The following is a 26,610-nucleotide window of genomic DNA, read 5'->3' as shown; positions in this document are numbered from 1 at the left end:
ATAGTGAAGGGCAGTCAGTCGAAAGGAGGCTGCCCTTGATCCGGGTGGACGGTCGGACCCTGCGGTGCGCGGACGTCGTGACGGCGGCGCGCACCGAGGGACCGCTGGGTATCGACGTCTCGATCGCCGCGCTGCGCGGCGCCGAGCACGCCTGGAAGCTCGCCGAGGAGCTCAGCACGCGGCGGGTGGTCTACGGCCGGACCACCGGCGTCGGGGCCAACAAGGACGACACGGTCGCGAGCTCGAAGGAACACGGGCTGCGCCTGCTGCGCAGCCACGCGGGCGGCAGCGGCGACCCGATGCCGCCCGGCCAGGTCCGCGGGATGATGCTGATCCGGCTCAACCAGCTCCTCGCGGGGCGGTCCGGGATCAGCCCCGAGCTGATCGGCGCGCTGGCCGAGGCCGTCCGCACCGGCGCGCGGCCGCTGGTGCACCGGCTCGGCGCGATCGGCACCGGCGACCTGGCGCCGCTGGCCGAGACGGCGCTGGCGCTCACCGGCGAACGCGACTGGCTCGCCGGGCACGTCCCGCCGGTACCGGTGGTCGCGGGCGACGCGCTGGCGTTCATGAGCAGCAACGCCGCGACGCTGGCCGAGGCGACGCTGGCCGCGATGCGGCTGGACACCCTGACCCGGGCCAGCCACGCGATCGCCGCGCTGACCTACGTCGCGCTCGACGGCAACCCCGAGGCGTACGCGACGCCGGTGCACGAAGCGCGGCCGCACGCCGGGCAGGTCGCCTGCGCGGCGGAAATGCGGCGGCTGCTCGGCATGCACCAGACGCCGAAGCCGGGGCGGCGGATCCAGGACCCGTTCGGGCTGCGGGCGTTCCCGCAGGTCCAGGGCCCGGCGCTGGACGCGATCCACTACCTGCGCGACGTGCTCGCCATCGAGATCAACGCGAGCACCGAGAACCCGATGATCTCGACGGTGCACGGCGACGCCTACCACCACGCGCACTTCCACACGGCGTACGTGTCGACGGCCCTGGACCAGGCCCGCGCGACGGTGCACCAGGTGGCGGAGCTGTCGGTGGCGCGCCTCGGCGACCTCGTCGAGCCGGAGTTCACCGGCCTGCGCCCGTTCCTCGCGGCCGGCCCGGCGGGCAGCTCGGGCGTGATGATCTTGGAGTACGTGGCGCACGACGCGCTCACGGAACTGCGTCAGGCGGCGCTGCCGGCGACGCTCGGCACGGCCGTCGTGTCGCGCGGCATCGAGGACCACGCGAGCTTCTCGACCCAGGCGGCCCGCGCGGCGACGGCGGCTTGCACGTCGTACCAGCAGGTTCTGGCCTGCGAGCTGGTCGCGGCGGTCCGCGCGCTGCGGATGCGGGACGCCGACCTGGTCGACCTCCCGGTGCGCGACGCCTTCGACGTCGCGTCCGAGGTCCTGGACGAGAGCACCGACGACCGCCCGCTGACCGACGACATCGCCCGCGCGATCACGGTCCTGGACACCCTGTCCCGCATCTGAAACGCCGTGAGGGGCACCCTCAGGGACGTGGTGTCCCTGAGGGTGCCCCTCACGGCTTAAGACCCAGACTCAGCCGAAGAAGACTTCGGCCTCTTCGTAGCGCTCGGTCGGGACCGTCTTCAGCTCGGCGGTCGCCTCCGAGAGCTTCACGCGGACGATGTCGGTGCCCTTCAGGGCGACCATGACGCCGAAGTCGCCGTCGGCCACCGCGTCGACGGCGTGCAGGCCGAAGCGGGTCGCGAGCACGCGGTCGTACGCGGTCGGCGTGCCGCCGCGCTGGACGTGGCCCAGCACGACCGCGCGGGACTCCTTGCCGGTGCGCTTCGCGATCTCGTCGGCCAGCCAGGTGCCGATGCCGCCGAGACGGACGTGCCCGAAGGCGTCCTTCTCGCCGGTGAGCAGGCTTTCCTCGCCGCCCTCGGGCAGCGCGCCCTCGGCCACGACGATGATCGGCGCGAACTCCTTCTCGAAGCGGCGCTCGACCCAGGAGACGACCTGGTCGACGTCGAAAGCCCGCTCCGGCACCAGGATCACGCTCGCGCCGCCGGCCAGGCCGGAGTGCAGCGCGATCCAGCCGGCGTGCCGGCCCATGACCTCGACGACCAGCGCGCGGTGGTGCGACTCGGCGGTGGTGTGCAGCCGGTCGATCGCCTCGGTCGCGATGGAGACCGCGGTGTCGAAGCCGAACGTGTAGTCGGTGGAGCCCAGGTCGTTGTCGATCGTCTTGGGCACGCCCACGACGCCGACGCCGTCGTCGGTCAGGCGCTTCGCGACGCCGAGGGTGTCCTCGCCGCCGATCGCGATCAGCGCGTCGACGCCCTGCTCGGCGAGGACCTTCTTGATCTGCTCGACGCCGCCCTCGACCTTGTACGGGTTGGTCCGCGACGAGCGCAGGATGGTGCCACCGCGGGTGAGGATGTCCTCGACGTCGTTGAGGCCGAGCGGACGGCTGTCGCCCGTCAGCGGGCCGTTCCAGCCGTTGCGGAAGCCGACGAAGTCCCAGCCGTGCACCTCGATGCCCTTGCGGACCACCGCGCGGATGACCGCGTTGAGACCCGGGCAGTCGCCGCCGCCGGTCAGCACACCGACACGCATGAGAATCCTCCGTTTGTGTTCGCTGGAGATGACAGTCACATTTCGCCAGGGCCAAGCGTAGCTGGCTTCGTCTGGATCGGTGCAGCCCGTACCACCTGCCGAATCGGTCCGCGCCGTCGTTGTGCTAACTTGGTCACGTGCAGCGCTATTACTGGTTTACGAAGCCGGCCCCGGGTGGGCACGGCGGCGTGAACCTGCGCTGACCTCCACCCCCGAGCCGGATTTCCTACCGGCTCGGCGAGGGTCCCCCGCGCGGGTCGGTGTCCATCAGGAAGGAACACCCCCCGCCATGACGCTCTCCGCAGGCCCGGCCGCCATCGGTGACCTCGACGCCGCGCGCACCACGTCGATCAGTCCGCTCATCTCGCCCGCGATGCTGCGCGAGGATCATCCGGTCGACGCCGCCGTCGCCAAGGTCGTGCAGCACGGACGCGCCGAAACCGTCGACATCCTCGAAGGCCGGGACGACCGGCTGCTCGTCGTCGTCGGCCCGTGCTCGGTGCACGACCCCGAAGCCGCCCTCGACTACGGCCGCCGCCTCGCCGAGAAGGCCGAAGAGCTGCGCGGCGAGCTGCACGTCGTGATGCGCGTGTACTTCGAGAAGCCGCGCACCACGCTGGGCTGGAAGGGCCTGATCAACGACCCGGACCTCGACGGCACCTTCGCCGTCAACAAGGGCCTCCGGATGGCGCGCCGGCTGCTGCTCGACGTCTCCGAGCTGGGCCTGCCGGTCGGCTGCGAGTTCCTCGACCCGATCACGCCGCAGTTCATCGCCGACATCGTCACGTGGGGCTCGATCGGCGCGCGGACCGCGGCCAGCCAGGTGCACCGCCAGCTGTGCAGCGCGCTGTCGATGCCGGTCGGCATCAAGAACTCGACCGAGGGCGACGTCCAGGTCGCGGTCGACGCGACCCGCGCGGCCGCGGCGAGCCACGTGTTCCCCGGTATCAACACCGACGGGCTGGCGGCGCTGCTCACGACGTCGGGCAACCCGGACTGCCACGTGATCCTGCGCGGCCACGCGGGCGGCCCCAACTACGACGCCGAGACGGTCACCGGCACCCTGGCCCGGCTGGCGAAGTCGGGCCTGCCGGAGCGGGTGATCATCGACGCGAGCCACGGCAACAGCGGCAAGGACCACGTCCGCCAGGCGGCGGTGGTCCGCGAGCTGGCGGCGCGGATCGGATCGGGCGAGCGCGGCATCGTCGGCCTGATGATGGAGAGCTTCCTCGCGGGCGGCCGCCAGGAGCTGGACCTGGGCCACCCCGAGCAGCTGACCTACGGCCAGTCGATCACGGACGCCTGCATGTCCTGGGACGACACCGCTCCCCTGCTGGACGAGCTGGCCACAGCCGTCCGCACCCGCCGCTGAAAGCCGTGAATGGCACATCGAGGGACTCTGAGTCCCTCGATGTGCCATTCACGGATTCGGGCGCAGAGCTCTAGCGGCGGGGGAAGTACGACTCGATGACGTCCCAGCGGGCCAGGTTGTGCTTGGCGTCCGCGAGGGCGTCGTGCTGGTCGGTCGGGGCCGCCGGGAGCTTCGGCTTTCCGGCGTCCTCCCAGCGCTGGCGCAGGTCGCGGGTGAACCGCGGCAGCTGCCGCGGCAGGGCCGGCATCGGGCCCCACAGCTGCGCGAGCGCGACGTGGTCGTAGGCGGCGAACCAGGCCCACAGCTCGATCCCGCCCGGCGGCTTCCCGAAGAACTCCAGCAGGTCGGCGCGGATCTTCTCGCGGCTGCGCCAAGCCGGGTCGGCGGGTGAGGGCAGCTTCGGCAGCACGTTGTCGCGGACCCACGCCCCGGCACGAGCCGGGTCGAAGTCCGTGGAGACCGCGTAGAACTCGCGGCCACGCTCGTCAACGACACCGATCGACACCAGGTCGATCGTCACGCCGTCCTCGATGAACTCGGTGTCGTAGAAAAAACGCACCGGTGAACCCTAGTGGGCTAGCCGACCCTGCTGTCGGGCACCCGGGTCGCGTCCCGCGCGGTGGGCTGCGCCGGCACCTTCGGCTTGGCTCCGGCGGCCTCCGCGGCGAGCAGTTCCTTCGCCTTCGCCGCGTAGATGTCGACGTACTCCTGGCCGGACAGCTCCATCAGCGCGTACATGATCTCGTCGGTGATCGACCGCTCGATGAAGCGGTCGCCCGCGAGGCCCTCGTACCGCGAAAAGTCGAGGGGCTTGCCGAAGCGGACCTCGAGGCGGCGCGGCCACCACATCTTCGAGCCGATGGGGTTGACCTTGTCGGTGCCGATCATCGCCACCGGGACGACGACACCGCCGGAGTCCAGGGCGATCCGGGCGACGCCGGTCTTGCCCTTGTACAGCCGGCCGTCCGGGGAGCGGGTGCCCTCGGGGTAGATGCCGAGCAGGTGGCCGGCCTTGACCAGCCGGGTCGCGGTGTCGAGCGCGGCCTGGGCCGCGTTGCCGCCCGAGCGGTCGATCGGGAACTGGCCGACGCCGGTGAAGAACCACTTCTTGAGCAGGCCCTTGAAGCCCGGCTCGGTGAAGTACTCGGACTTGGCCGGGAAGGTCACCTTGCGCTTGACCCGCAGCGGCATGAAGAACGAGTCGGCGACCGCGAGGTGGTTGCCCGCGAGGATCGCGCCGCCGGTCTCGGGGATGTTCTCCGCCCCGACGACCTTGGTCGGCCACAGCGTCTTGAGCAGCGGACCGATGAACACCCACTTCGTGAGCCAGTACAGCACCGGTGCCTCAGTCCTCCATCGCAGCTGTAGCCCCTGTCACCCGCGTCGACCAGACTACGAAGCCGGGTGGCCTCCGCACAACGGCGACCACCCGGATACCCGCCGGGCAGCGATCGATCTCACAGAGAATTACGGGTCCGGGCGGACCCCCACAACGCCCTCGACCCGTGAGAGCATGGACGGTCTACACCGCTCACACGGAAGGCGATCGCATGGGCGTGCTCGCCGGCGCGGAACCGTTCGGCCACACCGGTTCGGCCGAGACCGGGTTCCTGCTCTGCCACGGGTTCACCGGTACCCCGGCGAGCATGCGGGCCTGGGGGGACCACCTCGCCGAGGCCGGGTTCACCGTGCGCTGCCCGCTGCTGCCGGGCCACGGCACCCGCTGGCCCGACCTCAACCGCACGACGTGGCAGGACTGGTACGGCGCGGTCCGCGAAGCGCTCCTCGAGCTGCTGTCGACGTGCAAGACCGTCTTCGTCGGCGGGCTCTCGATGGGTGGGACGCTCACGCTGCGCCTGGCCGAGGAGTTCGGCGACCGGATCGCCGGGATCGTCCTGGTCAACCCGTCGGTGACGCGGCTGAAGTGGGACACGAAGCTGCTGCCGGTGCTGGGCAGGATCGTGCCGTCGGTGCCGGCGATCGCGAACGACATCAAGAAGCCGGGCGAGACCGAGCTGGCCTACCCGCGGACACCGGTGCGGGCCGCGGCGAGCCTGGCGAAGCTGTGGGCGCTCGTGCGCGCCGACCTGCCGAAGGTGACGCAGCCGGTGCTGCTGCTGCACTCGGCGGTCGACCACGTCGTCGAGCCGGAGAACTCGCGGCTGGTGCTGGCCGGGATCTCGAGCGCCGACGTCACCGAAGTCGTGCTGGAGAACAGCTATCACGTGGCGACCCAGGACAACGACGCGGAACTGATCTTCACCCGCAGCGTCGAGTTCGCGAAGGCGCACGCCGGGCAAGCGGAGGAGACCGCATGAGCCGCGGGAAGGACGGGCCGGAGGACGTCGACGCGACGTTCGCCGAGATCGTCGCCGACCTGCGGGCCGGCGGGTTCGGGCTCCCCGAGCTGGACACCGCCGACACCGCGGACAACGCCGACAGCGCCGGTGGTGCCGCCGGCAGTGCCGCGGGCCGCGGGGTGGCCGAGGAGAGCGAGCCCCGCAAGGCCCCGGACCGGCCGGCCGAGCCGAAGCCGCCCGCCGCGGCCGACCCGCCGGACACCGGCTGGCGGTCGGGGGGCACCACGTGGGACAGCACGATGTTCTCCGACGACCCGGCGGAGGACGACGAGCACTTCGTCCCGCCGGACCCGCCGCCGTTGCCGCGGCCGAAGATGGGCGCGTTCCTCATCCTGCTGCTGTTCCTGGCCGGGCTGTTCCTGCTGATCCTGCCCGGCGTGATCGGCGTGGGCCCGACGGTGGCGACACCGCTGGGCATCCTCGCGCTGGCGACGTCGATCGCGTTGCTGCTGCTGCGCGTGCGGCAGGGCCCGCCGCCGGGCGCCGACCCGAGCACCGGCGCGCAGGTCTGACCGGACGTCGATGAACATCGAATTCACGCCTTCACGGCGCTCCACCGTCGGCGTGGAGTGGGAGCTGGGCCTGGTCGACCGGCGCAGCGGCGACCTGTCCTCGACCGCCGAGCGGATCCTCGACGCCGTGCGCCCGGACGGCGCGGCCGAGCACCCGAAGATCAAGCAGGAGCTGCTGCTCAACACCATCGAGATCATCACCGGCGTCTGCGAGACGATCGGCGAGATCAAGGCGGACCTGAACGAGTCCCTCGACGTCGTGCACGACGTCGCCGACCCGCTCGGCGTCGAGATGTTCTCGGCCGGCACGCACCCGTTCTCGAACTGGTACCAGCAGAAGGTCACCGACAAGGCGCGCTACGCCAAGCTGATCGATCGCACCCAGTGGTGGGGCCGGCAGATGCTGATCTACGGCGTCCACATCCACGTCGGGCTCGACCACCGCGAGAAGGTCCTGCCGGTGCTCGACGCGCTGCTCAACTACGCGCCGCACCTGCAGGCGCTGTCGGCGTCGTCGCCGTACTGGGGCGCCGAGGACACCGGGTACGCCTCGAACCGCGCGCTGATCTTCCAGCAGCTGCCGACCGCCGGGCTGCCGTTCCAGTTCCGGAAGTGGGCCGAGCTCGAGAACTACGTCGAGGACATGTTCACCACCGGCGTGATCGACAGCTTCTCGGAGATCCGCTGGGACATCCGGCCGTCACCCCAGCTGGGCACGATCGAGATGCGGGTCTGCGACGGGCTGCCGACGCTGGAGGAGGTCGGCGCGATCGCGGCGCTGACCCAGTGCCTGGTCGACGACTTCAGCGAGCGCCTCGACGACGGCGAGATCCTGCCGTCGCTGCCGCCGTGGCACGTCCAGGAGAACAAGTGGCGCGCGGCGCGCTACGGCACCGACGCGATCGTCATCCTGGACGCGGCCGGGCGCGAGCGGCTGGTCACCGACGACGTCGCCGACCTGCTGGACCGGCTGCAGCCGGTGGCGCGGCGGCTGGGCTGCGAGGCCGAGCTGCGCGACGTCGAGACGATCCTGGAGTACGGGCCGAGCTACCAGCGGCAGCGGGCGGTCGCGACGCGGCACAAGGGCAGCCTCAAGGCCGTCGTCGCGTCGCTGGTCGCGGAGATGCGCGACGGGATCCTCAAAGACTAAGGACTGAGCCGGTCCAGCTGGGTCCGCAGCGTGCCGGGGCCCATCGAGGACGCGCCGAGCGCCTCGACGCGGCCGCGCAGTTCGCGGTCGGCCGTCGCGACGAGGACCTTCGCCTCGCGGTGCTGCCCGGCGACCTCGACGATCTTCGCGTCGCCGTCGGTGTCGGCCGCCGCGACCTCGACGCCCTTCGCCGGCTGCACCCCGCCGGCCTTGCCCTCGACCACCAGAATCACCCGCGGCCACCAGGTCAGCGCGGGATCGTCGGGGTCTTCGAGGCCGGTTTCGGCGAGCCGGGTGAGCTGGTCGCGCAGGCGCTCGGTGGCGCCGTGGCGGTCGCGCCACCAGCCGTCCGGCCGCGAGCCGACGACGTTGGCCGCGTCGACGACCAGCACCAGCTCCTGCCCGACCCGCGGCCGCAACGCCGGCCAGGCCGCCGCGAAGTCGCGGTGCAGCCGGAAACCCGGGACGTCGTCGGGGTCCACCCAGCGCACCTCCGCACTCTCGGGGTTCGCGACCGTGGCGTCGACGTTGTCGGCCAGCGCCAGAACGGTCGTGTAGCTCCAGTCGCCATGGTCCACCACGGAGGCGGAAAGCGCCCGGAACGCGTCAGCCGGGATCGCCGCCTCTTCGAAGGCTTCCCTCGCGGCCGCGTCGACGGCGGTCTCTCCCGCTTCGATCGCCCCGCCGGGCAGGGCCCAGGTGCTGCCGTTGTGCACCCACCAGGCCCGGCGCTGCAGCAGCACCCCGCGAGCCGGGTCGAAGAGCAGCAACCCGGCGGCGCCGTACCGGCCCCAGTGCAGCCGCCCGCAGGAACACCGGACGAAGACACTGGCGGACGGCAGGCTCACCCCATCCACCTTGGCACACTCGCCGACGGAGTCCACGGAACGGACATCACACCGCCCGGAGTGGCCAACACGGTGACCGGAACGGCCAACACGCCGCCCGGAGTAGCCAACACAGTGACCGGAACGGCCAACACGCCGCCGGCGGCTCGAGATCAGACCGGGGTCTTGGCCGCCTCCACCGCCAGGGCCGCCGCGCCGACGATCGCCGTGTCGTCGCCCAGGTGGGCGGTGCGGATCCGGGCCAGCGGGCGGTGCCTCGCGCCGGTGATCGCGCCCGCGTAGTGCTCGCGGGCCTCGTCCAGGAACAGCGGGGCCGACTCCGAGACGCCGCCGCCGATCACGATGATCTCCGGGTCGAAGACGTCCGCGACCAGGGCGAGGCCCTCGCCCAGCCACTTGGCCAGCTCGGCCATGGCCAGCTGGGCGATCGGGTCGCCGTCGCGGGCCGCGCCCGCCACTCGCCGGCCCGTCACCGAACCCGGGTCGCCCGCGACCTGCGGGGCCAGCACCGTGGAGCGGCCCGGGTGCCGCGCGAGCAGCTCCACCGCCGTCGCGGCGAGGGCCGTTCCGCTGCAGTAACGCTCCCAGCAGCCGTACTTGCCGCACGGGCACGCCCGCCCGCCGCGGACCACCGTCAGGTGACCCAGCTCGGGGGCGACGCCGTACGCGCCGCGGTACAGCTTGCCGTCCAGCAGCAGGCCGGCGCCGATCCCGGTGCCGAGCGCCACCAGCGCGGCGATCTGGGCGCCGCGGGCCGCGCCGAACCGGTGCTCGCCCACGATCGCCGAGTTGACGTCGTGCTCCAGCAGCACCGGCAGGCCGACGCGCTTCTCGATCCGGTCGGCGACCGGCGCGCCGCGCCACGCCAGGTGCGGTGCGAACATCACCGACCGGCGGTCACGCGCGACGAAGCCCGCGACGGCCAGGCCGACCGCCGCCACCTCGTGCCGGTTGCGCAGGTCCTCGATCACGCCCGCGATGGCGTCCTCGAGGGCGCCTTCCTCCGTCGGCGTCGAGACCCGGGCCGTGTCGAGCAGCGAGCCGCGCTCGTCCACCACACCGGCCCGGATGCTCGTCCCGCCGACGTCCACCCCTATCGTCCGCACTCAGCTCTCCCGATCCGGCCGCCACTCGTCCCGTCTGCGGACGGTGATGTGCTGCACCCTCGCCGACGCCGTCGCATCCGCCGGTGGTCGCGGTGCGGGCCGGAACCCGGGCATGTGGACGCCCTCGTCCGGCTCCCAGCGATCCGCGAGCACCGCACGCAACAACGCCACCAGCTGGGCCAGCTGTTCCAGCAAGCGAGCCACGAATTCGGGCCGCTCACCCCGCACCACGGCGACGATCGCACACAGCGGACACCACCCGCACGCCGAGGCCTCGGGTTTCGCCTGGTCAGGGTCGCCGTGCCCGGCCGCGACCACGCCTTCGAGCCACGGCGCGGCCTTCTCGACGACCATCTCGACGAGCAGCCGGAGCTCCTCGGCCAGGCGCACCCCGTCGGTGACCTCTTCTTCGCTCACCCGCGGCCCCGGTTCCCGGCCAAGCTCACGAGCAGGCCGTCGGCGTCGGATTCCGCGCCGGTGATCCGGCACGGCCGCAGCGACTCCGGCAGGGCGATGAGCCTGCGGAAGCCGTCCACGGTGATCGCCAGGTCGTCGTCGACGCGAGCGAGGTCCACTTCGGCGTCCCGCCCCAGCGGGATCGCGACGCGCAGCGTGTAGCCCCCGGGCGCGGGCCGGACCCGCAGCAGCGGGGTGACCGGGGTGCCGTCGCCGGCCAGCGGGTCGCTGTCGCCGTAGAGCTCGTCGGCGATCGCCAGCAGCGCGGGCAGCCCGACCGGTTCGACGGCCCGGTGCTCGACGCGGGCGACCCGCGTGAACCCGGCCGCGATCAGCTCGGCCAGCACGGTGTCCTGCTGGGTGCGGCGGGTGCGCAGCCACGACGCGGCGCCACCGCGCCAGATCCCGGGCGCGGGCATCAGCCGGTTGGCGATCAGGCCGTCGACGGCGATGCCACGCAGGGCGAGCGAGCTGAGCGTGCGCCGGGCTTCGGCGACGACGACCCGTTCGGGCGTCAGGACGAGCCGGACGGTGGTCACCGACGGCTCGGTGAGCAGCGCGCGCAGGCCTTCCAGGTGCGTGCCGAGGCGGCGCACGGAGTCGGTGACCCGGCCGCGCCGGCCGAACACCCTGGTCAGGTAGCCGGAAACGGCTTCGGGCAGCGCCAGCAGCCGCAGCGTCTCGGCCGTCGGGCCGCAGTCGACGACGATGGTGTCCCACGGGCCGTGCTCGGCCAGCCGCCGGACCTCGCTCAGCGCGAGCAGCTCGTCGACGCCCGGGAGCACGGTCAGCTCTTCGGCGTCGAGGGTGTCGAACCCGGCGCCGGACAACGTCGTCCGCAGCTCGGCGCGCAGCTGGTGCCAGGTCGTGTCGACGAGCGTCCGGGAGTCGATCTGGACGGCGGAAAGGAGTGCGTCCACTTCGGACGGTTCGGCGCCGAGAGTGTGGCCGAAGGCGTCGCCGAGCGAGTGCGCCGGGTCCGTGGACGCGACGAGGGTCTTCCTGCCGCGGCCGGCCAGCGCGGCGCCGGTGGCCGCGGCCAGCGTGGTCTTCCCGACACCCCCCTTGCCGGTGAACAGCAGGATCCGCACGTGGTTACCCCTCGGCCCGCTTCTTGAGCTCCTTGAGCGCGGTGTCCATGACCATCTTCTCGGCCTTGCGGCGGAGCAACCCGATCATCGGCAGCGCCAGTTCCACCGAAAGCGTGTACGTCACGCGGGTGCGGCCGCCGAGGTCCTCGAGCGCGTACCGGCCGTTCTGCGCCTTCTGCATCTGGCCCTTGACCAGGTGCCAGCTGACGCCGAGGCCGTCGCCGTCCCACTCGTACTCAAGGGTGTAGACGTCCTTGATCGGGCCCGCGTCGAGGGTCAGCTTGACCTGCTTGGCCCGGCCTCCGGCGTCGGTGTCCAGGACCTCGGTCTGCCGGACGGCCTTGGCCCATTCCGGGTAGGCGGGGAAGTCGGCGATCACAGCCATCACCCGGCTGGGCTCGGCGTCGACCTCGATGGACTGTGTGGACTGCTCGGCCATGGACGAAGCGTAGCCGCCGCTGCCGGTCACCAGCGCAGCACGTAGGGCTGCCCGGTCTCCTTGAAGTGACCCACGTTACGGCACTCGGTCAGCCCGACCCGGGCGCGGGCGGCCAGGGGCTGGTGCACGTGCCCGAACACCGACCAGCGCGGCCGCTGGGCCCGGATGAGGTCCAGCAGGGCCGCCGAGCCGAGCTCGCTGCGGCGCGCGACGACGTCGTAGGTCAGCTCGGGCAGCGCCGGCGGGGCGTGCGTGCAAAGCACGTCGACCTCGGTGAGCGCGGCGACGCCGGCCTCGTAGTCTGCGCGATCCCGCAGGTAGGGGCGCCAGGCGGCGCCCTTGCGGCGGCGCGGGACGACGCCGTCGGGCAGCAGCGCGCCGCCGACGAACCCGAACCGCAGGCCGCCGATCTCGGCGACCTCGCCGTCCAGCACCCGGATGCCCTCGCCCGCGAACTCGGGCCACAGCGCCGGGGTGTCGACGTTGCCGGGGGTGGCGTAGGTCGGCGCGGTCATCGCCGCGAACAGCGTCGCGTACTGCTCGCGGATGGCCTCGTCGACGGCCGCGCCCGGGTCGTCGAGGCTCGCCCAGAGCGTCCGGGAGTAGGCAACGGTTTCGTCACGGGTGCCCTCGCGGCGCAGCCGGGCGAACTCGCCGACCTTCTCGGCGCCGAAGAGGGCGCCCATGATGCCCTTCTCGTGCTCGCGGTAGTCGACGAAGTCGAGCAGGTCACCGAGCACGACCAGCGCGTCGGCCCCGTCCCCGGCCCGCTTCAGCGCGTCCGCGTTGCCGTGCACGTCCGAGACGACGTGTACCCGCACCCCTGGTCCCCTTACTCGTCACCGCGCGGAGGGATTCCGGGCTCGCGCCCGTCCTCCAGGATCTCCTTGAGCCCGAGGGCGATCGCCTTCGCCGCGCGGGCCCGCCGGTCGAACTCCCGGCGCAGGTCGCGAGGCGCCAGCGCCCGGGGCGTCCCGGCCGCGTCGGCGGGGGTCGCCCGCAGGAAGTAGTGCAGCAGGGTGCCGTCGAGCACCGGCTCGAGCCAGACCTCCATGGTACCGACGAGCGCTCCGCGCACGGTCCAGCGCAGGCCCTTGTCCCCCCGGTCGGTGTAGACCTCGAGCACCAGGTCCGGCCAGTAGCGCGTCCAGGACCTCGGATCGGCGAAGACCGCGGCCACGGTGGCGGGCGGGACGACGAGGAACGTCTCGTCGACGACGTCGAGAGCGGGTGGCGCCTGGTTCACGGAGCGAAGAATGTCACGCCCTCGCCGTGCGACGGCGATCAGCATGGTCTTAAGGTGCTCCTCACGCTAAGTTGACTGGCGGGTAACAGCGGTGTCATCTGCCGCAGCACGCGTTGAACACGGAGGTCCCACGTGCGCGAATACAGCGCTCCCGCCGGCAAGCCGGTGGCCGACGACGAGAACATGGCCGATGTCGTCTGGGCGAACGCGGAGCGGTTTTCCGACGTGGTCAGCTTCCGTCGCCAGGTCGACGGCAGCTGGCTGGACGTCACCGCGAAGGAGTTCGCCGGCGAGGTACTGGCCGTCGCCAAGGGCATGGCCCAGGCCGGGATCGGCCGCGGCGACCGCGTCGCGATCATGTCGAAGACGCGCTACGAGTGGACGCTGATCGACTTCGCGATCTGGGCGGCCGGCGCGGTGACGGTCCCGATCTACGACACCTCGTCCCCCGAACAGGTGTTCTGGATCCTCTCCGACTCGGCCGCGAAGGGCGTCTTCGTCGAGACGAACGGCCACGCCGGCGCCGTCGACGAGATCCGCGACCGGCTCACCGAGCTGAACCACACCTGGCAGATCGACGGCGACTCCCCCGCCGTCGAGGAGCTGTCCGCGCTCGGCGCGACGCTGTCCGACGACGAGCTGCACGAGCGCCGCCGCGAGGTCGTCGCCGATGAGCTCGCCACGATCGTCTACACCTCGGGCACCACCGGCCGCCCCAAGGGCGTCGAGCTGACCCACCGCAACCTCCTCGCGGAGATCCGGGCCGACATCGAGGCGTTCCCGCAGCTGATGGAGCAGGGCAACTCGCTGCTGGTCTTCCTGCCGCTGGCGCACGTGCTGGCCCGCGCGATCTCCGTGACGGCGCTGTCCGCCCGGGTCACCCTCGGGCACACCCCGGACGTCAAGAACCTGGTCCCCGACCTGGGTACCTTCCGGCCGACGTTCGTGGTCGCCGTGCCGCGCGTGTTCGAGAAGGTCTACAACTCGGCGAAGCAGAAGGCCCACGGCGACGGCAAGGGCAAGATCTTCGACGCCGCCGAGGCCGTCGCGGTCGCCTACAGCGAGGCGCAGGACAAGGGCGGCGCCGGGCTCGGGCTGAAGGCCAAGCACCTGGTGTTCGACAAGCTCGTCTACGGCAAGCTGCGCGCGGCCCTCGGCGGCCGCTGCGTCGCCGCCGTCTCCGGCGGGGCCCCGCTCGGCGCGCGGCTGGCGCACTTCTTCCGCGGCATCGGCGTCCCGGTGTTCGAGGGCTACGGCCTGACCGAGACGTCGGCGGCGGCGAACGTCAACACGCAGTCGGCGTTCCGCGTCGGCACGGTCGGCAAGCCGGTCAACGGCACGTCGGTCCGCATCGCCGACGACGGCGAGGTCATGCTCAAGGGCGACGTCGTCTTCCGGGCGTACTACAACAACCCGCAGGCGACGGCCGAGTCGCTCACCGACGGCTGGTTCCACACCGGCGACCTCGGCGAGCTGGACACCGACGGCTTCCTCAAGATCACCGGCCGCAAGAAGGAGATCATCGTGACGGCGGGCGGCAAGAACGTCGCCCCGTCCGGCCTCGAGGACACCATCAAGGCGGCCCCGCTGGTGAGCCAGGCGATGGTGGTCGGCGACCAGCGCCCGTTCATCGCGGCGCTGGTGACGGTGGACGAGGAGTACTTCCCGTCCTGGAAGTCCCAGCACGGCAAGCCCGCTTCGGCCACGGTCGCGGATCTGGCCACCGACCCGGACCTCCTCGCGGAGATCCAGACGGCGGTCGACGAGGCCAACAAGACGGTCTCGAAGGCCGAGGCGATCAAGAAGTTCACCGTGCTGGCCAACGACTTCACCGAGCAGGGCGGCGAGATCACGCCGAGCCTGAAGCTGAAGCGCAACGTGGTGACCAAGAACTACGCGAACGACATCGAGTCCCTGTACAAGAAGTAGCCGAATGCCGTGAAGGCCTCCTTACCGGCTCTTATGGCCGGTAAGGAGGCCTTCACGGCTTTACGGGGTGTGCTGGGCCGCGATGTGGTCGCGGTACCAGCGGTAGCTCGCCCGTGGGGTGCGGCGTTGCGTCGTGTAGTCCACGTGCACCAGGCCGAAGCGGTGCTTGTAGCCGTGGGCCCACTCGAAGTTGTCCAGCAGTGACCAGGCGAAGTAGCCGCGCAGGTCGACGCCGGCGTCGAGTGCTTCCTGGGCCGCGGCCAGGTGGTCGCTCAGGAAGCTGATGCGCTCGTAGTCGGCGAAGTCGCTGCGGTCCGGGTAGACGCAGCCGTTCTCGGTGACGTACAGCGGCGGCAGGTCCGGGTAGCCGTTGTGCAGCGCGACCAGGGCTTCGGTGAGGCCCTCCGGCTCGACCGGCCAGCCCATCCCGGTGCGCGGGACGTCGGGCAGGCGGGTCGTGTCGACGCCGATGTCGGCGAGGGTCCGCCGCGCCGGGTCCGGCTCGCGCGGGGGCGCGTCGGCGACGTGCTGCCGGTAGTAGTAGTTGACGCCCAGGTAGTCCAGTGGCTGCCCGATCGTTTCCAGGTCGCCGTCGTGGCGGAACGAGAAGTCCGACGCGGCCCCGAACATCGCTTTCAGGCCCGGCGCGTAGCGACCGCCGAACAGCGGCTCGGTGAACTGCCGGCGCAGCACTGTGTCCTGCCGCGCGGCCGCCGCGGCGTCGGCCGCCGAGTCCGTGACCGGCACCGCCGGGGACTGGTTGAGCACGACGCCGAACCGGTGCGTGTGCGCGGCCTGCGCTCGCATCGCCTGCACCGCCAAGCCGTGGCCGAGCAGCAGGTGGTGGGCGGCGGCCAGCGCGCCGTGGCCCTCCTTCGCCCCGGGCGCGTGCCGGCCCTCGCCGTAGCCCGCGACCGCGCACGGGTACGGCTCGTTCAGCGTCGTCCAGTGGTCGACGAGATCGCCGAGCTCCTCGTGGACCAGGGCGGCGTAGTCGGCGAACCGGTGGGCCGTGTCCCGCGCCCGCCAGCCGCCTTCGTCCTCCAGGGCTTGGGGCAGGTCCCAGTGGTAGAGCGTCAGGAACGGCTCGATCCCGTGGTCCCGCAGCCCTTCCACCAGCCGTCGGTAGAAGTGCAGGCCGCGCCATTCGACGCGGCCGCGACCCTCGGGCTGGACCCGCGGCCACGACACGGAGAACCGGTAGGCGTCGACGCCGAGCTCGCCGAGCAGCTCGAGATCCTGCTCCCAGCGCTCGTAGTGCTCGGCCGCGGGCTCGCCGGTGTCGCCACCGGCGATGGCGCCCGGCACGGCGGCGAAGGTGTCCCAGATGGACGGTCCGCGGCCATCTTCGGTGGTGGCGCCCTCGATCTGGAACGCCGATGTGGCCACACCCCAGCGGAAGCCGGGCGGGAAACTGGAAGTCACGGATCTCTCCCGGGAGACTCAGCCCTTGAGCGCGCCCTGCATGATGCCGCCGACGATCTGGCGGCCGAACAGCAGGAACACGAGAAGGACGGGGATGGTGCCGAGGGTCGCGGCGGTGAGCACGAGCGTGTAGTCGGTGGTGTAGCCACTGGCCAGTGTGGACAGTGCCGTTTGGACGGTCGGGTTCTCCGGCACCAGCACCACCAGCGGCCAGAAGAAGTCGTTCCACGCCTGCATGAACGTGAACAGGCCGAGCACCGCCGCGGCCGGGCGCGCCGTGGGCAGCGCGACGTGCCAGAACAGCCGCAGCGAGCCGCAGCCGTCCATCCGCCCGGCCTCCAGCAGCTCCAGCGGCAGCGCCCGCTCGAAGTACTGGCGCATGAAGAACACGCCGAACGCGGTGACCAGGCCGGGCACGATCACCGCCTGCAGCTGCCCGGCCCAGCCGAAGTCGGCCATCATGATGTAGAGCGGCACGACACCCAGCTCGGTCGGGATCGCCTGGGTGGCGACCACCAGGAGCAGCAGCACGGTGCGGCCGCGGAAGCGCAGCTTGGCGAAGGCGAACCCGGCGAGCGTCGAGAACAGCACCACCGAGAGGGTGATGGTGCCCGAGACGATCACCGAGTTCGCCAGCGCCAGGCCGAAGTTCGTCTCGTCGAAGACGCGGGCGATGTTCTCGAACAGGTGCCCGCCCGGCACCAGCACCGGCGGCACGCTGCCCACCGCGTCCGGCGTCTGCGACGAGACGACGAACGACCAGTAGACCGGGAACGCCGAGCCGGCCAGGATCGCGACCAGCGCGGCGTAGGTCCACGGGCTCGTGACGCGCCGGGTGAACCGCCGCGTCCGGCTCGGCGGCCGGGCCACGGCGGGTGCCGAGGTCGAGGTCAGCACGGTGGACATGTCCGCTCCTCAATCGGTCTGGATGCGTCAGTCGGTTTGGATGCGCCGGGTCACCAGGTACGCCACGCCCGCCACGAGCATCGTGGCGATCGCCAGCAGCAGCGCCACCGCGGAGCTGTAGCCGAAGTCGTACTTGCTGAAGCCCTGCTCGTAGAGGTAGAGCGCGGCGGTCTGGAACTGCCGGTCGGACCCGCCGGTCGCGGCCGCGGTGCCCGGGTTGAACAGCAGCGGCTCGGCGAGCAGCCGCATGTTCCCGGTCGTCGCGATCACCGTGGAGAAGATGATTTGCGGCCGCAGCAGCGGCACGGTGATCCGCCAGAACTGCTGGTGCCCCTTCGCGCCGTCGAGCGTCGCGGCTTCGTACAGGCTCGACGGGATCGCCTGCATCGACGCCAGGAAGATCAGCGCGTGGTAGCCGGTCCAGCGCCAGACGACCATCGACGCGATCGCGGCGTGCGAGCTGGCCGTGCCCGCCTGCCAGTCGACGTGCCCGGCGCCGAACCAGCTCAGCACCCAGTTCACCAGCCCGAAGTCCCGGCCGAACAGCTGCGCGAAGATGATCGTCACCGCCGCCACCGAGGTGATGTTCGGCAGGATCATGCCGGTCCGGAACAGCGTCCGGCCACGCAGCCTGCGGTTGAGCAGGTGCGCGATGCCGAGCGCGAACAGGATCTGCGGGATCGTGGTCAGCAGCCACAGGCTGACCGTGTTCCCCATCGCGTTCCAGAAGTACGGGTCGTGGAACAGCAGTTCCCGGTAGTTGTCCAGCCCGATGAACTTCGCACCCTCGGCGTCGAGCAGGTTGCGCTTCTGCAGCGACACGAAAGCCGTGTACAGCAACGGGAACAACCCGAAGACGCCGAAGATCAGGAAGTGCGGGCTGATGAAGCCGAACGGCGAGAGCTTGACGTCCCAGTGCGCCCGCCGGTCGGCGAAGCTCAGCTTCGGCACGGAAGCCGTCACTTGAGCTTCGAGACGTCACCGACCAGCTGCTGCCACGCCGCCGCGCCGTCCTGCTTGCCCTGCTCGACGCGCTGCATCGCGTTGCCGAACTCGGTCTGCACGTCGCCGGCCTTCGGGCCCTGGTACTGCGGCTGCAGGTTCTTCGCCGCGTCGGTGAAGAGCTTGCCGACCGGCGCGTTGTTGAAGAACGGGTTGGTGTAGGAAGTGATCTTCGGGTCGGTGTAGAGCGACGGCGTCGAGGGCAGCAGGCCCTGGCTGGTGAACACCTTCGCCTGCTGCTCGGGCGCGGTCAGCCAGGCGGCGAGGTCGGCGGCCTCGGCGGTGTGCTTGCCCTGCTTGGGCACGGTCAGGTACGAGCCGCCCCAGTTGCCGCCGCCACCGGGCACGCTCGCGACGTCCCACTTGCCGGAGGTGTCCGGCGCCTGGTCCTTGATCTTGGTCATCATCCAGGCCGGGCAGGTGACGGTGGCGAACTGGCCCTGGGTGAAGCCGGTGTTCCAGGTCGGCGTGCTGTAGAGCAGGCCGGCGCTCAGGTTCGCCTTGACGGCGTCGACGACCTGGTCCCAGCCGGTCCGCAGCGCCGGGTTGCTGTCGACGACGAGCTGGTCGCTGGTGTCGTAGTAGCCGGTCGGGGCCTGGCCGAAGATCGCGTTGAGCACGGTCGGGCCGCCGTCCATCCACTTGACGCCGTTCGGCGCCTTGGCCTGGAAACGCTTGCCGGCGTCGAAGAACGCCTGCCAGGTGGGCCAGAGCGCGGAGACGGCGTCGCGGTCGGCGGGCAGGCCGGCGGCCTGGAGCAGGTCACGGCGGTAGCAGATGGCCAGGCCGCCGACGTCGGTGCCGTAGCCGATCTGCTGCCCGTCCTTGGCCAGCGAGGCCGACCACTTCCAGCCGAGCCAGCGGTCCTTGAGCTTGTCGCCGCCGACGGTGTTGAGGTCGACGAACTTGTCCGGCGTCGCCTTGAACTGGGCGACGTAGCCGGTGTCGATGGCCTCGATGTCCGCGGCGCCGCCCCCGGTGGCCAGGTGCGCGGCCAGGTTCTTGTGGTGGTCGGAGTAGGCGGCGGTGCGCTCGGTGATCTCGATGTTCGGGTGCGCCGCCTGGTACTCCTTGATCAGGTCGGTGTAGCCGAAGTTGCCGAAGAGCCCGAGGCTGAGCTTGATCTTGCCGCCGCCGCTCCCGCCGTCGCCGCCGCTGCAGGCGCTCAGGGCGGTGACGGCGGCCAGCACGGCCACCAGGACCATGCGGGTTCTCGTGTTCGGGCGCATGAGATCTCCGTTGTTCTGCTGAAAGCGCGCGGAAACACCGCGGCCGCCGGGAACGTGTCTCCGGGGCCGGGCGAGAATGTGGCCTCTATGAGAGCGCTCCCAGCCTCGTGCGTCAAGTAACGAAGAGATAACGACGTCTCGAATTTTTCGAAGCAGAGGCCGATGTGCTAGTTATGTAACCGGTTACAGCCGAAGGAGCCGCCATGGTCACCGCCCGCGAAATCGCCGAGCTCTGCGGCGTCTCCGTCGCCACCGTTTCCCGGGTCTTCAACCAGCCGGCGTCGGTCAGCGGGCCGACCCGCGAACGCGTCGAGCGGGTCGCCCGCGAGCTGGACTTCTCCCCCAACGAGTCGGCCCGCGCGTTGTCGCGCAAGCAGTCGGCGATGATCGGGCTGGTCTGGGACACCGACCACCGGCGGCCCGGCTGGCGCCACCCGTTCCTGCAGGACCTGTTGCTGGGCTTGAAGTCCGCGCTCAGCTCGCACGGCTACCACCTGCTGATGCTCGCCACGAGCGACGACGCGCGCAGCCGCACCCCAGGCGTCTCCCTGGCCGACCCCGTCGCCTACGTCCGGATGACGCGCCGGCACCACCTCGCCGGGCTGGTGCTGATCGACAGCGGTTCGGACGCGGAGGCGTTCACGGCGTTCGCCCGGTCCGGCCTGCCGTGTGTGGCACTCGACGTCGCGATCTCCGGTCCGAAAGCGACATACGTGACGTCCGACAACGTCCGCGGCGCGGCGGACGCCGTCCGGCACCTGGCCGGGCTCGGGCACCGCCGGATCGCGACGCTCACGGGCCCGCGCGCCAACGCCCCGGCGGCCGAGCGCACCCAGGGCTACCGGGAGGGCCTCGCCGCGGCGGGCCTCGAGGCGCGCGACGACTACGTGGTGTCCGGGGACTACTACCGCGAAAGCGGTTTCGTCGGCATGCGCCGGTTGCTGGCCCGCAAGGAACCCCCGACGGCGGTCTTCGCGGCGAGCGACGAGATGGCGGTGGGCGCCCTGCTCGCGGCCCGCGCGACGGGCCTGCGGGTCCCGGACGACCTGGCGGTGGTCGGCTTCGACGACATCGAGGTCGCGTCCCTCGTGGACCCGGCGCTGACGACGGTGGCCCAGGACAAACCGGGTTTCGGCACGGCGGCCGCGGAAGCGCTGCTGAAGATGATCGAGACGGACGCGGCCCCGGAACCGGTGCTGCTGCCGACCAGGCTGGTGGTCCGCGGCTCCTGCGGCGCCTAGGCTTCGATCTTCGCGTCCCAGTCGATGTGGTGCGAGTACAGCCAATCCCGCTCTTCGCCGACGTCCTGGCCCGCGCTCGCCGCCACCAGCTTCTCCACGCGCTCGCGCCGCGATCCTTCGTACGCGGCGAACGCCGAGACCGGGTCCGGCAGGTCACGCAGGCACTTCGCCAGCACGACGCTGTCCTCCAGGGCCATCGACGCGCCCTGGCCCGCGGCCGGGGACGCCGCGTGGGCCGCGTCGCCGACCAGCACCATCTCCGGCGTCGACCACAGGCGCGTCTCGGGGACGTCGTAGGAGTGACCGCCGAAGACCTCGTCGCCCGTGGCCGCGATGATGTCCGCGCAGGGCAACGGTTCCCCGGCGAACGCCGCGTGCGCGAACGCGCGCCAGCCGGCCGGGGTGACCGCCGCGATCTCGGCGCGGGGCCGCTCCGCGTCCGGGATGCGGGCGAACCAGAACGTCGCGCCGTCCGGGTCGGTCGTGAACCCGAAGGCCGCCTTGCTGCCGCGGACCATCCGGTAGATCCCCGGCGCCGACGGCAGTCCTTCGGCGCGCGTGTAGCCGTAGACGACGGTCAGCCCGGTGTAGCGCGGCTCGTCGGCGGCCGGGTCGATCAGGCGCCGCACCACCGAACGCAGGCCGTCGGCGCCGACCAGGACGTCACCCGTTTCGGTGACGCCGTCGGCGAACTCCGCCGTGACGCCGTCCGGGCCGGTCTTGGCGCCGGTCAGCCGCCGGCCGCGTTCGATCGCGATCCCCCGGCGCGCCGCTTCGTCCTGCAGGACGCGGTAGAGCGTCGCGCGGGTGAGCGTGCGCGGGCCGTCGAGGCCCTCGGTGTCGAACTCCCGCCGTCCCACGGTTTCCCCCGTCGGGACGACGAGCTCGACGCCGAACGCGGCGAAGGACGCGTCGATCACCGGGCCGTCGGCGCCGATCGCCCGCAGGGCGTCCATGCCGTTGTGCATGAGCGTCAGGAACGCGCCGATGTCTTCCCCGCCCGAAGCACAGGCCTCGAACACGACCGGGTCGTGTCCCGCCAGCTTCAGCGCCATCGCCGTGACCGTGCCGGAAATCCCGCCACCCGCGACCAGTACCCGCACCCCGCGCCCCCTCATGAACTCCGCATGCCGCCGTGCACGACGTTACCGTGACGGCGGCACGCGGCGCTCACTCCTTGGCACCGCTGGTGGCGATGTCGCCGTTGAGGCCGCGCGGGAAGAAGCCGCCCGAGGAGACCTTGTCCGGGTTGAGGTAGGCGATGTTGAGCACGCGGTCGGCGGAGCGGCCGAACGCGATGCCGTTGGCGTCGGCGGGGACGAGGTTGGCCTTGCCGTCCTTGAGCACGCCCTCGTCGTCGTCCGCCTTGCCGTCGAGGCTGTCACGGGCGTCGGAGATCTTGTTGGTGACGTCGCCGAGGCCGCGTTCGAACAGCTGCGAGCGCACGATGCCCGCGTGGTACGCCTCGACCGCGAGGATGCCGGCCGCCGCGTCGAGGAACGTCTTGTTGTTCACCAGCGGAGCCGCGCCCTTGTACGCCGAGACGCCGACGTCTTCGAAGAGGTAGGCGGCGAGCAGGAAGTTGTTCTCGCTCGCGAACGGGTCGAACGTCTGGTACTGGTTGATGATCCCGGCGGCCTGCATGGCCGCGGTGAAGCTGTTCTGGAAGTCGATCTCCGGCTGCGCGACGGCGGCCTTGTCGAGCGCCTTGCGCAGGAAGGTGACGTGGGCGACCTCGTCGCCGGCGATCTCCTGCGCGATCTGCTTGGTGTGCTCGCTCTTGAACTGCACCGCGTGCCCGCCGGAGACCTTGCCGAGGTTGCCGACGCCGTTGATGTACTTGTCGTTCAGCCCGTAGCCGTAGACCGCGAACGAGTAGAGGTTCGCCTCCAGGTACTCCAGGTTGAGCGCGAAGTTCAGCACCGCGGCGTCGCTGGCCGCCTCCTTCGCGGCGTCGCCTCCCTGCTCCGGGTACTGCGAAGTCGCACCGGCCGAGCCGAGGCCCAAGGACAGCGCGGTACCGAGCGCGCCGGCGCCCGCGACGCCGAGCCCCGCCGCTCCCGCAGCCTTCAGAAAGCGGCGGCGGTCGGTCGCGTTCTCCGCGCTGCGCTCGATCAGCTGCTGTGTGTAGCGTTTTCCGAACACCGGGGGACGTCCTCTCGTGACGAGTTCGTCCACCTCACCCACCGGTCATACGTACCCGGACGGCCCCCGGCTCGGTCAAAACGGAAAAAAGTTCTTGCCGATTTTGTTTGCCCTGGTCAGGACCGCTGCGCCGCCGCGAGCCGGACGCAGACGGCCAGCGCGCGGACGGCCTCTTCGACGTCGGCGAGCTCCGGGAACGTCGGCGCGACGCGGATGACGGCGTCGGCCGGGTCGTCGCCGTGCGGGTGGGTCGCCCCGGCGGGGGTCAGCGCGACCCCGGCCTCCTTGGCCAGCCGCACGACCTCCTTCGCGGTGCCCTCGGGCACGGTCAGCGAGACGAAGTAGCCCCCGGTCGGCTTGGTCCAGGAGGCCAGGCCGGAGTCGCCGAGCTCCTCGGTGAGGATGCGGTCGACGGCCTCGAACTTCGGGCCGATGACCTCGGCGTGCTTGCGCATGTGCGCCCGGACGCCGTCCTCGTCCTTGAGGAACAGGGCGTGGCGGAGCTGGTTGACCTTGTCCGAGCCGATCGTGCGCTTGCCGATCAGGCCGGTCCACCAGGCGAGGTTGGCCTCGGACGCGCCGAAGAAGCCGACGCCGCCACCGGCGTAGGTGATCTTCGAGGTCGAGCCGAAGACGAACGGGCGGTCGGCGTGGCCGGCCTCGGCGCTCAGCGCGAGGATGTCGGCGAGGGCCGGCTCGTCGTCGGTCAGGTGGTGCACGGCGTAGGCGTTGTCCCAGAAGATCCGGAAGTCCGGCGCCGCGGTGGTCATCGTAGCCAGCCGGCGCACGACGTCGTCACTGAACGTGACGCCGGTCGGGTTGCTGTACTTCGGCACGCACCAGATGCCCTTGATCCCGGCGTCCTCGGCGACGAGGCGCTCGACGACGTCCATGTCCGGGCCCTCGTCGGTCATCGGGACCGGGATGAGCTCGATGCCGAACCGCTCGGTGAGCGCGAAGTGACGGTCGTAGCCCGGGACGGGCGCGAGGAACGCGACGCGCGGCTCGTCGGCCCAGCGGCGCTCGGCGCCGGGGACCTTGCTGAGCAGGGCGTGCACGACGGCGTCGTGCATCAGCTCGAGGCTGGAGTTGCCCGCGGCGAGCAGCTGCTCGGCCGGCACCTGCAGGGCGCCGGCGAAGATGCGCCGGAGCTCCGGCAGGCCCTTGAGGCCGCCGTAGTTGCGGACGTCGGTGCCGTCCTCGGCCTTGAAGGAGCCGTCACCGGGGAGGGCGAGCAGCGCGTTCGCGAGGTCGAGCTGCTCGGGGGACGGCTTGCCACGGGTGATGTCGAGGGAGAGGCCGCGGTCGACGAGGGCCGCGTAGTCGGCGCGGGCCGTGTCGACGTCGACGGAAGCAGAGGTCATGGTGTCAACGCTAAACCCGGCGTCGATACCATTTCGGGGCGGGTCCTGGCTAGGGTGGTTGGTGTGCACCTAGTCGTCCACGCCGACCAGCGCCAGTTCTCGGTCCGCGATTCCGGGTCGAAGCTGAACGGCAGCGGCTGGACCGCGCGGGCGGTGGACAACCGGCTGGCCGCGGAGCCGGCCGGCCTCGCGATCGTCACGGCCCGCTCGGACCTCGTGGAGTCGTCGGTAACACTCGCTCCCGGTCCGCCGCCACTGCTGCCGGAAGCCGAGCACGTGGTGGAGGCGGATCTTCCGGTGCCGAGCGGGAAACTCGTGATTTCCGGGCCTGCGGACTACCCGTCGCAGGAAAGGTTCTTCTCGGTGCTGCCGGGGCTGTACCGGGCGCGGGTTTCGTACGTCCCGGCGGGCCCGCCCGCGACCGAGTGGAACGAGCACGAGTTCGGCGAGCACTTCCGGTACGTGGTGGAGATGTGGCCGGCGTCGGCACCCTCGGACGTCGAGGTGCTGAGGCAGGGCGCGACCGTCTGGGACGGTTAGTGCCGCGGGTCTGACAATGTGTTGGTCCAGGTGACCACGGCATGGAGAACGACCGCGGAGCCTTGTCCCCGCGGACACGGTCTGAGCGAGTACGGGCTCGCGCGACTCTGACAGCGCCACCTTCAGGAACCTGGTGTCGCGCGTCTGAGGTTCGTCGACAGCGGTCCGGCATCGCGTCCCAAGGCGGAGCCCGTCGATAGGGCTTCGGTGAGCGAACCGTTCCTCTCGTCGCAGCGAGAAGGGGTTTCCGGCGCCTGCCTGACGATGCGGCCCGAACCCGGGCACAGGTCTTGGCCCGGAGCCGATGGCTTCGGGCCTTTCCCTGTTCGGTTGGTCAGGCCGCGAACGGCAGCGGTTGGTGGATGTTGTTGCGCCTGGGTCTTCGGCGCTTGTCCAGGAATGCCGGTGGCAGGAACTCGGGTAGGCCGTCGGCGGCGGTGCGTACTTCCCAGCCGGAGCGGTGCAGCAGCCGGTGGTGGTGGGCGCACAGCAGGACCAGGTTGGTCAGGTCTGTGGGGCCGCCGTCGGCCCAGTGGCGGATGTGGTGGCCCTGGCAGTGCCGTGGTCGGCGGTGGCAGCCGGAGAAGGCGCAGCCTCGGTCGCGCAGGAACAACGCTCGGCGCAGCCCGGCGGAGATCAGGCGGCGCAGACGGCCCAGGTTCAGGGGTTCGCTCTTCTCACCCAGGACCGCCGGGATGAGCATGGCGTCGCAGGCGTGGACCCGGGCTTCGGCCGCGGTCATGGTGCCGGTGTCGCCGAGGGTGGCCTGGCCGACTCCGGACTTCAGGTCCGCCAGCGAGACCGCGACCATCACGTGGGCTCGTTCGCCGGCCTGCGTCGGCAGGTCCGGGGAGTTCAACGCGAGGTCGACAGCGTCGGAGAAGGCGTCGCCGTAACGTTCCTGCGGAGAGCGGAAGTCCGCGCCCTCGTCGCTGCAACGACGCTCGGCCAGCGAGTCGAGCAAGGCACTGGCGCGGGTGCCGGTCTCCTCGTCGAGGCGACCGTTCAGCTCCCAGACCCCGGATCGCTTACGCCGTAACGAAAGCTCCCGGGTCGGCAAGGACGGTTCGGCCTCATCGGGTTCGGCGCCATCAGGATCGAGGTGGGCCACGATCCGCGCCCCCAACGCAGCGACCTGCTTGTGCCCGGCCTCGGAAGCGAAGGACAGCAGGCTCTGTTCGACGTCATCACGATGCTCGGACGGAACCTGATCCAGCACCTCGACGACGGCGTCGATCATCGGATTGCTCAACGATCCACCAGCAGCAACAACCCCGGTGGCCGGAGCAACGGCGGACACCGGACTGCCATCAACAGCACGCCCAGCATTGAGAGCCGAAGCTCGTTTCACCACACGATCAGCAGCAGCCTTGGGAACATCGGCAAGATGCTCGAACAACCGAGCAACAGAGCGATATCCAAACAGCTCCATCACACCACGAGACTCGATTTCCACCAGCAAAGACCCAATTTCAGCCTCAGCAGACCGCACCACACCGAGCAGCAAGCTGACGCGATCGGCCAAGGCCACCGCATCTGCTCTCCACACCGATTCACCGTCCACACACCAAGATTACCGCCAGACGAACACATGTTCATCACACGAACGGATGATCACGGCAGGGTCACCGCTGCGTGGGGAATCGGCGCTGCCGAACACATCGACAAGCAACCACGAGAAG

26 protein-coding genes are annotated in these 26,610 nt (G+C 71.1%); 8 read left to right on the top strand and 18 right to left on the bottom strand.

Annotated elements, in window-relative coordinates; all coding sequences use genetic code 11:
* Positions 1-35 precede the first annotated feature (35 nt).
* On the top strand, positions 36-1,472 hold the full coding sequence (locus ACLJQZ_RS13050; RefSeq protein WP_410620270.1) for an aromatic amino acid ammonia-lyase: 1,437 nt from the start codon (positions 36-38) through the stop codon (positions 1,470-1,472).
* A 69-nt stretch (positions 1,473-1,541) separates the two neighbouring features.
* On the opposite strand, the gene ACLJQZ_RS13045 is transcribed toward ACLJQZ_RS13050, so the two are convergent.
* Entirely contained in the window at positions 1,542-2,567 is a 1,026-nt protein-coding gene (locus ACLJQZ_RS13045; RefSeq protein ID WP_326947560.1) for a 6-phosphofructokinase, read from the bottom strand.
* Positions 2,568-2,856: 289 nt separating this feature from the next.
* On the opposite strand from ACLJQZ_RS13045, the gene ACLJQZ_RS13040 reads away from it, so the two are divergent.
* Complete coding sequence (locus ACLJQZ_RS13040) at positions 2,857-3,939, top strand: 3-deoxy-7-phosphoheptulonate synthase (protein ID WP_410620269.1); 1,083 nt, start codon at positions 2,857-2,859, stop codon at positions 3,937-3,939.
* Between the two features lie 70 nt (positions 3,940-4,009).
* On the opposite strand, the gene ACLJQZ_RS13035 is transcribed toward ACLJQZ_RS13040, so the two are convergent.
* Complete coding sequence (locus ACLJQZ_RS13035) at positions 4,010-4,498, bottom strand: polyadenylate-specific 3'-exoribonuclease AS (protein WP_247063239.1); 489 nt, start codon at positions 4,496-4,498, stop codon at positions 4,010-4,012.
* Positions 4,499-4,515: 17 nt separating this feature from the next.
* Positions 4,516-5,277 (bottom strand): lysophospholipid acyltransferase family protein, encoded by a 762-nt coding sequence (locus ACLJQZ_RS13030; protein WP_410620268.1) that lies wholly within the window; start codon positions 5,275-5,277, stop codon positions 4,516-4,518.
* Between the two features lie 212 nt (positions 5,278-5,489).
* Between ACLJQZ_RS13030 and ACLJQZ_RS13025 the strand changes: the two genes are divergently transcribed.
* From ACLJQZ_RS13025 to ACLJQZ_RS13015, 3 genes are read left to right on the top strand one after another with little or no spacing between them, the layout of a single operon-like run.
* The gene (locus ACLJQZ_RS13025) at positions 5,490-6,257 is read left to right on the top strand and encodes an alpha/beta hydrolase (protein ID WP_410620267.1); all 768 of its coding nucleotides are present in this window, start codon (positions 5,490-5,492) and stop codon (positions 6,255-6,257) included.
* Complete coding sequence (locus tag ACLJQZ_RS13020) at positions 6,254-6,811, top strand: hypothetical protein (protein WP_410620266.1); 558 nt, start codon at positions 6,254-6,256, stop codon at positions 6,809-6,811. The genes ACLJQZ_RS13025 and ACLJQZ_RS13020 overlap by 4 nt, the downstream gene beginning before the upstream one ends.
* A 10-nt stretch (positions 6,812-6,821) precedes the next feature.
* Positions 6,822-7,961 (top strand): glutamate--cysteine ligase, encoded by a 1,140-nt coding sequence (locus ACLJQZ_RS13015; protein WP_410620265.1) that lies wholly within the window; start codon positions 6,822-6,824, stop codon positions 7,959-7,961.
* On the opposite strand, the gene ACLJQZ_RS13010 is transcribed toward ACLJQZ_RS13015, so the two are convergent.
* The 7 genes from ACLJQZ_RS13010 to ACLJQZ_RS12980 all read right to left on the bottom strand — a co-directional run bounded on the left by ACLJQZ_RS13010 (position 7,958) and on the right by ACLJQZ_RS12980 (position 13,147).
* Positions 7,958-8,809 (bottom strand): NUDIX domain-containing protein, encoded by an 852-nt coding sequence (locus ACLJQZ_RS13010; protein ID WP_410620264.1) that lies wholly within the window; start codon positions 8,807-8,809, stop codon positions 7,958-7,960. The two genes, ACLJQZ_RS13015 and ACLJQZ_RS13010, sit on opposite strands and share 4 nt — an antisense overlap.
* Positions 8,810-8,961: 152 nt before the next feature.
* Positions 8,962-9,900: an ROK family protein gene (locus ACLJQZ_RS13005; protein WP_247064109.1), complete on the bottom strand. Its 939-nt coding sequence runs from the start codon at positions 9,898-9,900 to the stop codon at positions 8,962-8,964.
* Between the two features lie 15 nt (positions 9,901-9,915).
* The gene (locus tag ACLJQZ_RS13000; RefSeq protein WP_410620427.1) at positions 9,916-10,269 is read right to left on the bottom strand and encodes a hypothetical protein; all 354 of its coding nucleotides are present in this window, start codon (positions 10,267-10,269) and stop codon (positions 9,916-9,918) included.
* Positions 10,270-10,328: 59 nt separating this feature from the next.
* Positions 10,329-11,462, bottom strand: a complete 1,134-nt coding sequence (locus ACLJQZ_RS12995; RefSeq protein ID WP_410620263.1) for an ArsA family ATPase — start codon at positions 11,460-11,462, stop codon at positions 10,329-10,331.
* Between the two features lie 4 nt (positions 11,463-11,466).
* Complete coding sequence (locus ACLJQZ_RS12990; protein ID WP_247063221.1) at positions 11,467-11,901, bottom strand: SRPBCC family protein; 435 nt, start codon at positions 11,899-11,901, stop codon at positions 11,467-11,469.
* 26 nt (positions 11,902-11,927) lie between these two features.
* Positions 11,928-12,722: a metallophosphoesterase family protein gene (locus ACLJQZ_RS12985; RefSeq protein WP_410620262.1), complete on the bottom strand. Its 795-nt coding sequence runs from the start codon at positions 12,720-12,722 to the stop codon at positions 11,928-11,930.
* Positions 12,723-12,733: 11 nt separating this feature from the next.
* On the bottom strand, positions 12,734-13,147 hold the full coding sequence (locus ACLJQZ_RS12980; RefSeq protein ID WP_410620261.1) for a polyketide cyclase / dehydrase and lipid transport: 414 nt from the start codon (positions 13,145-13,147) through the stop codon (positions 12,734-12,736).
* A gap of 132 nt (positions 13,148-13,279) precedes the next feature.
* On the opposite strand from ACLJQZ_RS12980, the gene ACLJQZ_RS12975 reads away from it, so the two are divergent.
* A complete protein-coding gene (locus ACLJQZ_RS12975; protein ID WP_410620260.1) occupies positions 13,280-15,076 on the top strand; it encodes an AMP-dependent synthetase/ligase in 1,797 nt (598 codons plus the stop codon).
* Positions 15,077-15,136: 60 nt separating this feature from the next.
* On the opposite strand, the gene ACLJQZ_RS12970 is transcribed toward ACLJQZ_RS12975, so the two are convergent.
* From ACLJQZ_RS12970 to ACLJQZ_RS12955, 4 genes are read right to left on the bottom strand one after another with little or no spacing between them, the layout of a single operon-like run.
* Positions 15,137-16,501, bottom strand: coding sequence for a GH1 family beta-glucosidase (locus tag ACLJQZ_RS12970; RefSeq protein ID WP_410620259.1), 1,365 nt, complete (start codon positions 16,499-16,501; stop codon positions 15,137-15,139).
* An 18-nt stretch (positions 16,502-16,519) separates the two neighbouring features.
* Positions 16,520-17,407, bottom strand: a complete 888-nt coding sequence (locus tag ACLJQZ_RS12965; protein ID WP_410620258.1) for a carbohydrate ABC transporter permease — start codon at positions 17,405-17,407, stop codon at positions 16,520-16,522.
* Between the two features lie 27 nt (positions 17,408-17,434).
* Positions 17,435-18,370 carry a carbohydrate ABC transporter permease gene (locus ACLJQZ_RS12960; RefSeq protein ID WP_410620257.1) on the bottom strand — a complete coding sequence of 312 codons (936 nt, stop codon included), beginning with the start codon at positions 18,368-18,370 and terminating at the stop codon, positions 17,435-17,437.
* Positions 18,367-19,638, bottom strand: coding sequence for an extracellular solute-binding protein (locus ACLJQZ_RS12955; RefSeq protein ID WP_410620256.1), 1,272 nt, complete (start codon positions 19,636-19,638; stop codon positions 18,367-18,369). Before ACLJQZ_RS12955 ends, ACLJQZ_RS12960 begins: the two co-directional genes overlap by 4 nt.
* Positions 19,639-19,841: 203 nt before the next feature.
* On the opposite strand from ACLJQZ_RS12955, the gene ACLJQZ_RS12950 reads away from it, so the two are divergent.
* A complete protein-coding gene (locus tag ACLJQZ_RS12950) occupies positions 19,842-20,879 on the top strand; it encodes a LacI family DNA-binding transcriptional regulator (RefSeq protein ID WP_410620255.1) in 1,038 nt (345 codons plus the stop codon).
* On the opposite strand, the gene ACLJQZ_RS12945 is transcribed toward ACLJQZ_RS12950, so the two are convergent.
* From ACLJQZ_RS12945 to ACLJQZ_RS12935, 3 genes are all read right to left on the bottom strand, one after another.
* Complete coding sequence (locus ACLJQZ_RS12945; protein WP_410620254.1) at positions 20,876-21,982, bottom strand: FAD-dependent oxidoreductase; 1,107 nt, start codon at positions 21,980-21,982, stop codon at positions 20,876-20,878. The two genes, ACLJQZ_RS12950 and ACLJQZ_RS12945, sit on opposite strands and share 4 nt — an antisense overlap.
* Positions 21,983-22,049: 67 nt before the next feature.
* Positions 22,050-23,024 carry a ferritin-like domain-containing protein gene (locus ACLJQZ_RS12940; protein WP_410620253.1) on the bottom strand — a complete coding sequence of 325 codons (975 nt, stop codon included), beginning with the start codon at positions 23,022-23,024 and terminating at the stop codon, positions 22,050-22,052.
* Positions 23,025-23,140: 116 nt separating this feature from the next.
* Complete coding sequence (locus tag ACLJQZ_RS12935; protein WP_410620252.1) at positions 23,141-24,388, bottom strand: aminotransferase class I/II-fold pyridoxal phosphate-dependent enzyme; 1,248 nt, start codon at positions 24,386-24,388, stop codon at positions 23,141-23,143.
* A gap of 63 nt (positions 24,389-24,451) precedes the next feature.
* On the opposite strand from ACLJQZ_RS12935, the gene ACLJQZ_RS12930 reads away from it, so the two are divergent.
* Entirely contained in the window at positions 24,452-24,928 is a 477-nt protein-coding gene (locus ACLJQZ_RS12930; RefSeq protein WP_410620251.1) for a hypothetical protein, read from the top strand.
* Positions 24,929-25,262: 334 nt separating this feature from the next.
* Here ACLJQZ_RS12930 and ACLJQZ_RS12925 read toward each other — a convergent pair whose 3' ends face one another.
* Positions 25,263-26,492, bottom strand: a complete 1,230-nt coding sequence (locus ACLJQZ_RS12925) for a DUF222 domain-containing protein (RefSeq protein ID WP_410620250.1) — start codon at positions 26,490-26,492, stop codon at positions 25,263-25,265.
* Positions 26,493-26,610 lie beyond the last annotated feature (118 nt).

The organism is Amycolatopsis sp. cmx-8-4 (genome assembly GCF_046548675.1).
Taxonomy (GTDB): domain Bacteria; phylum Actinomycetota; class Actinomycetes; order Mycobacteriales; family Pseudonocardiaceae; genus Amycolatopsis.
This window is presented reverse-complemented; position numbering and strand designations above follow the sequence as displayed.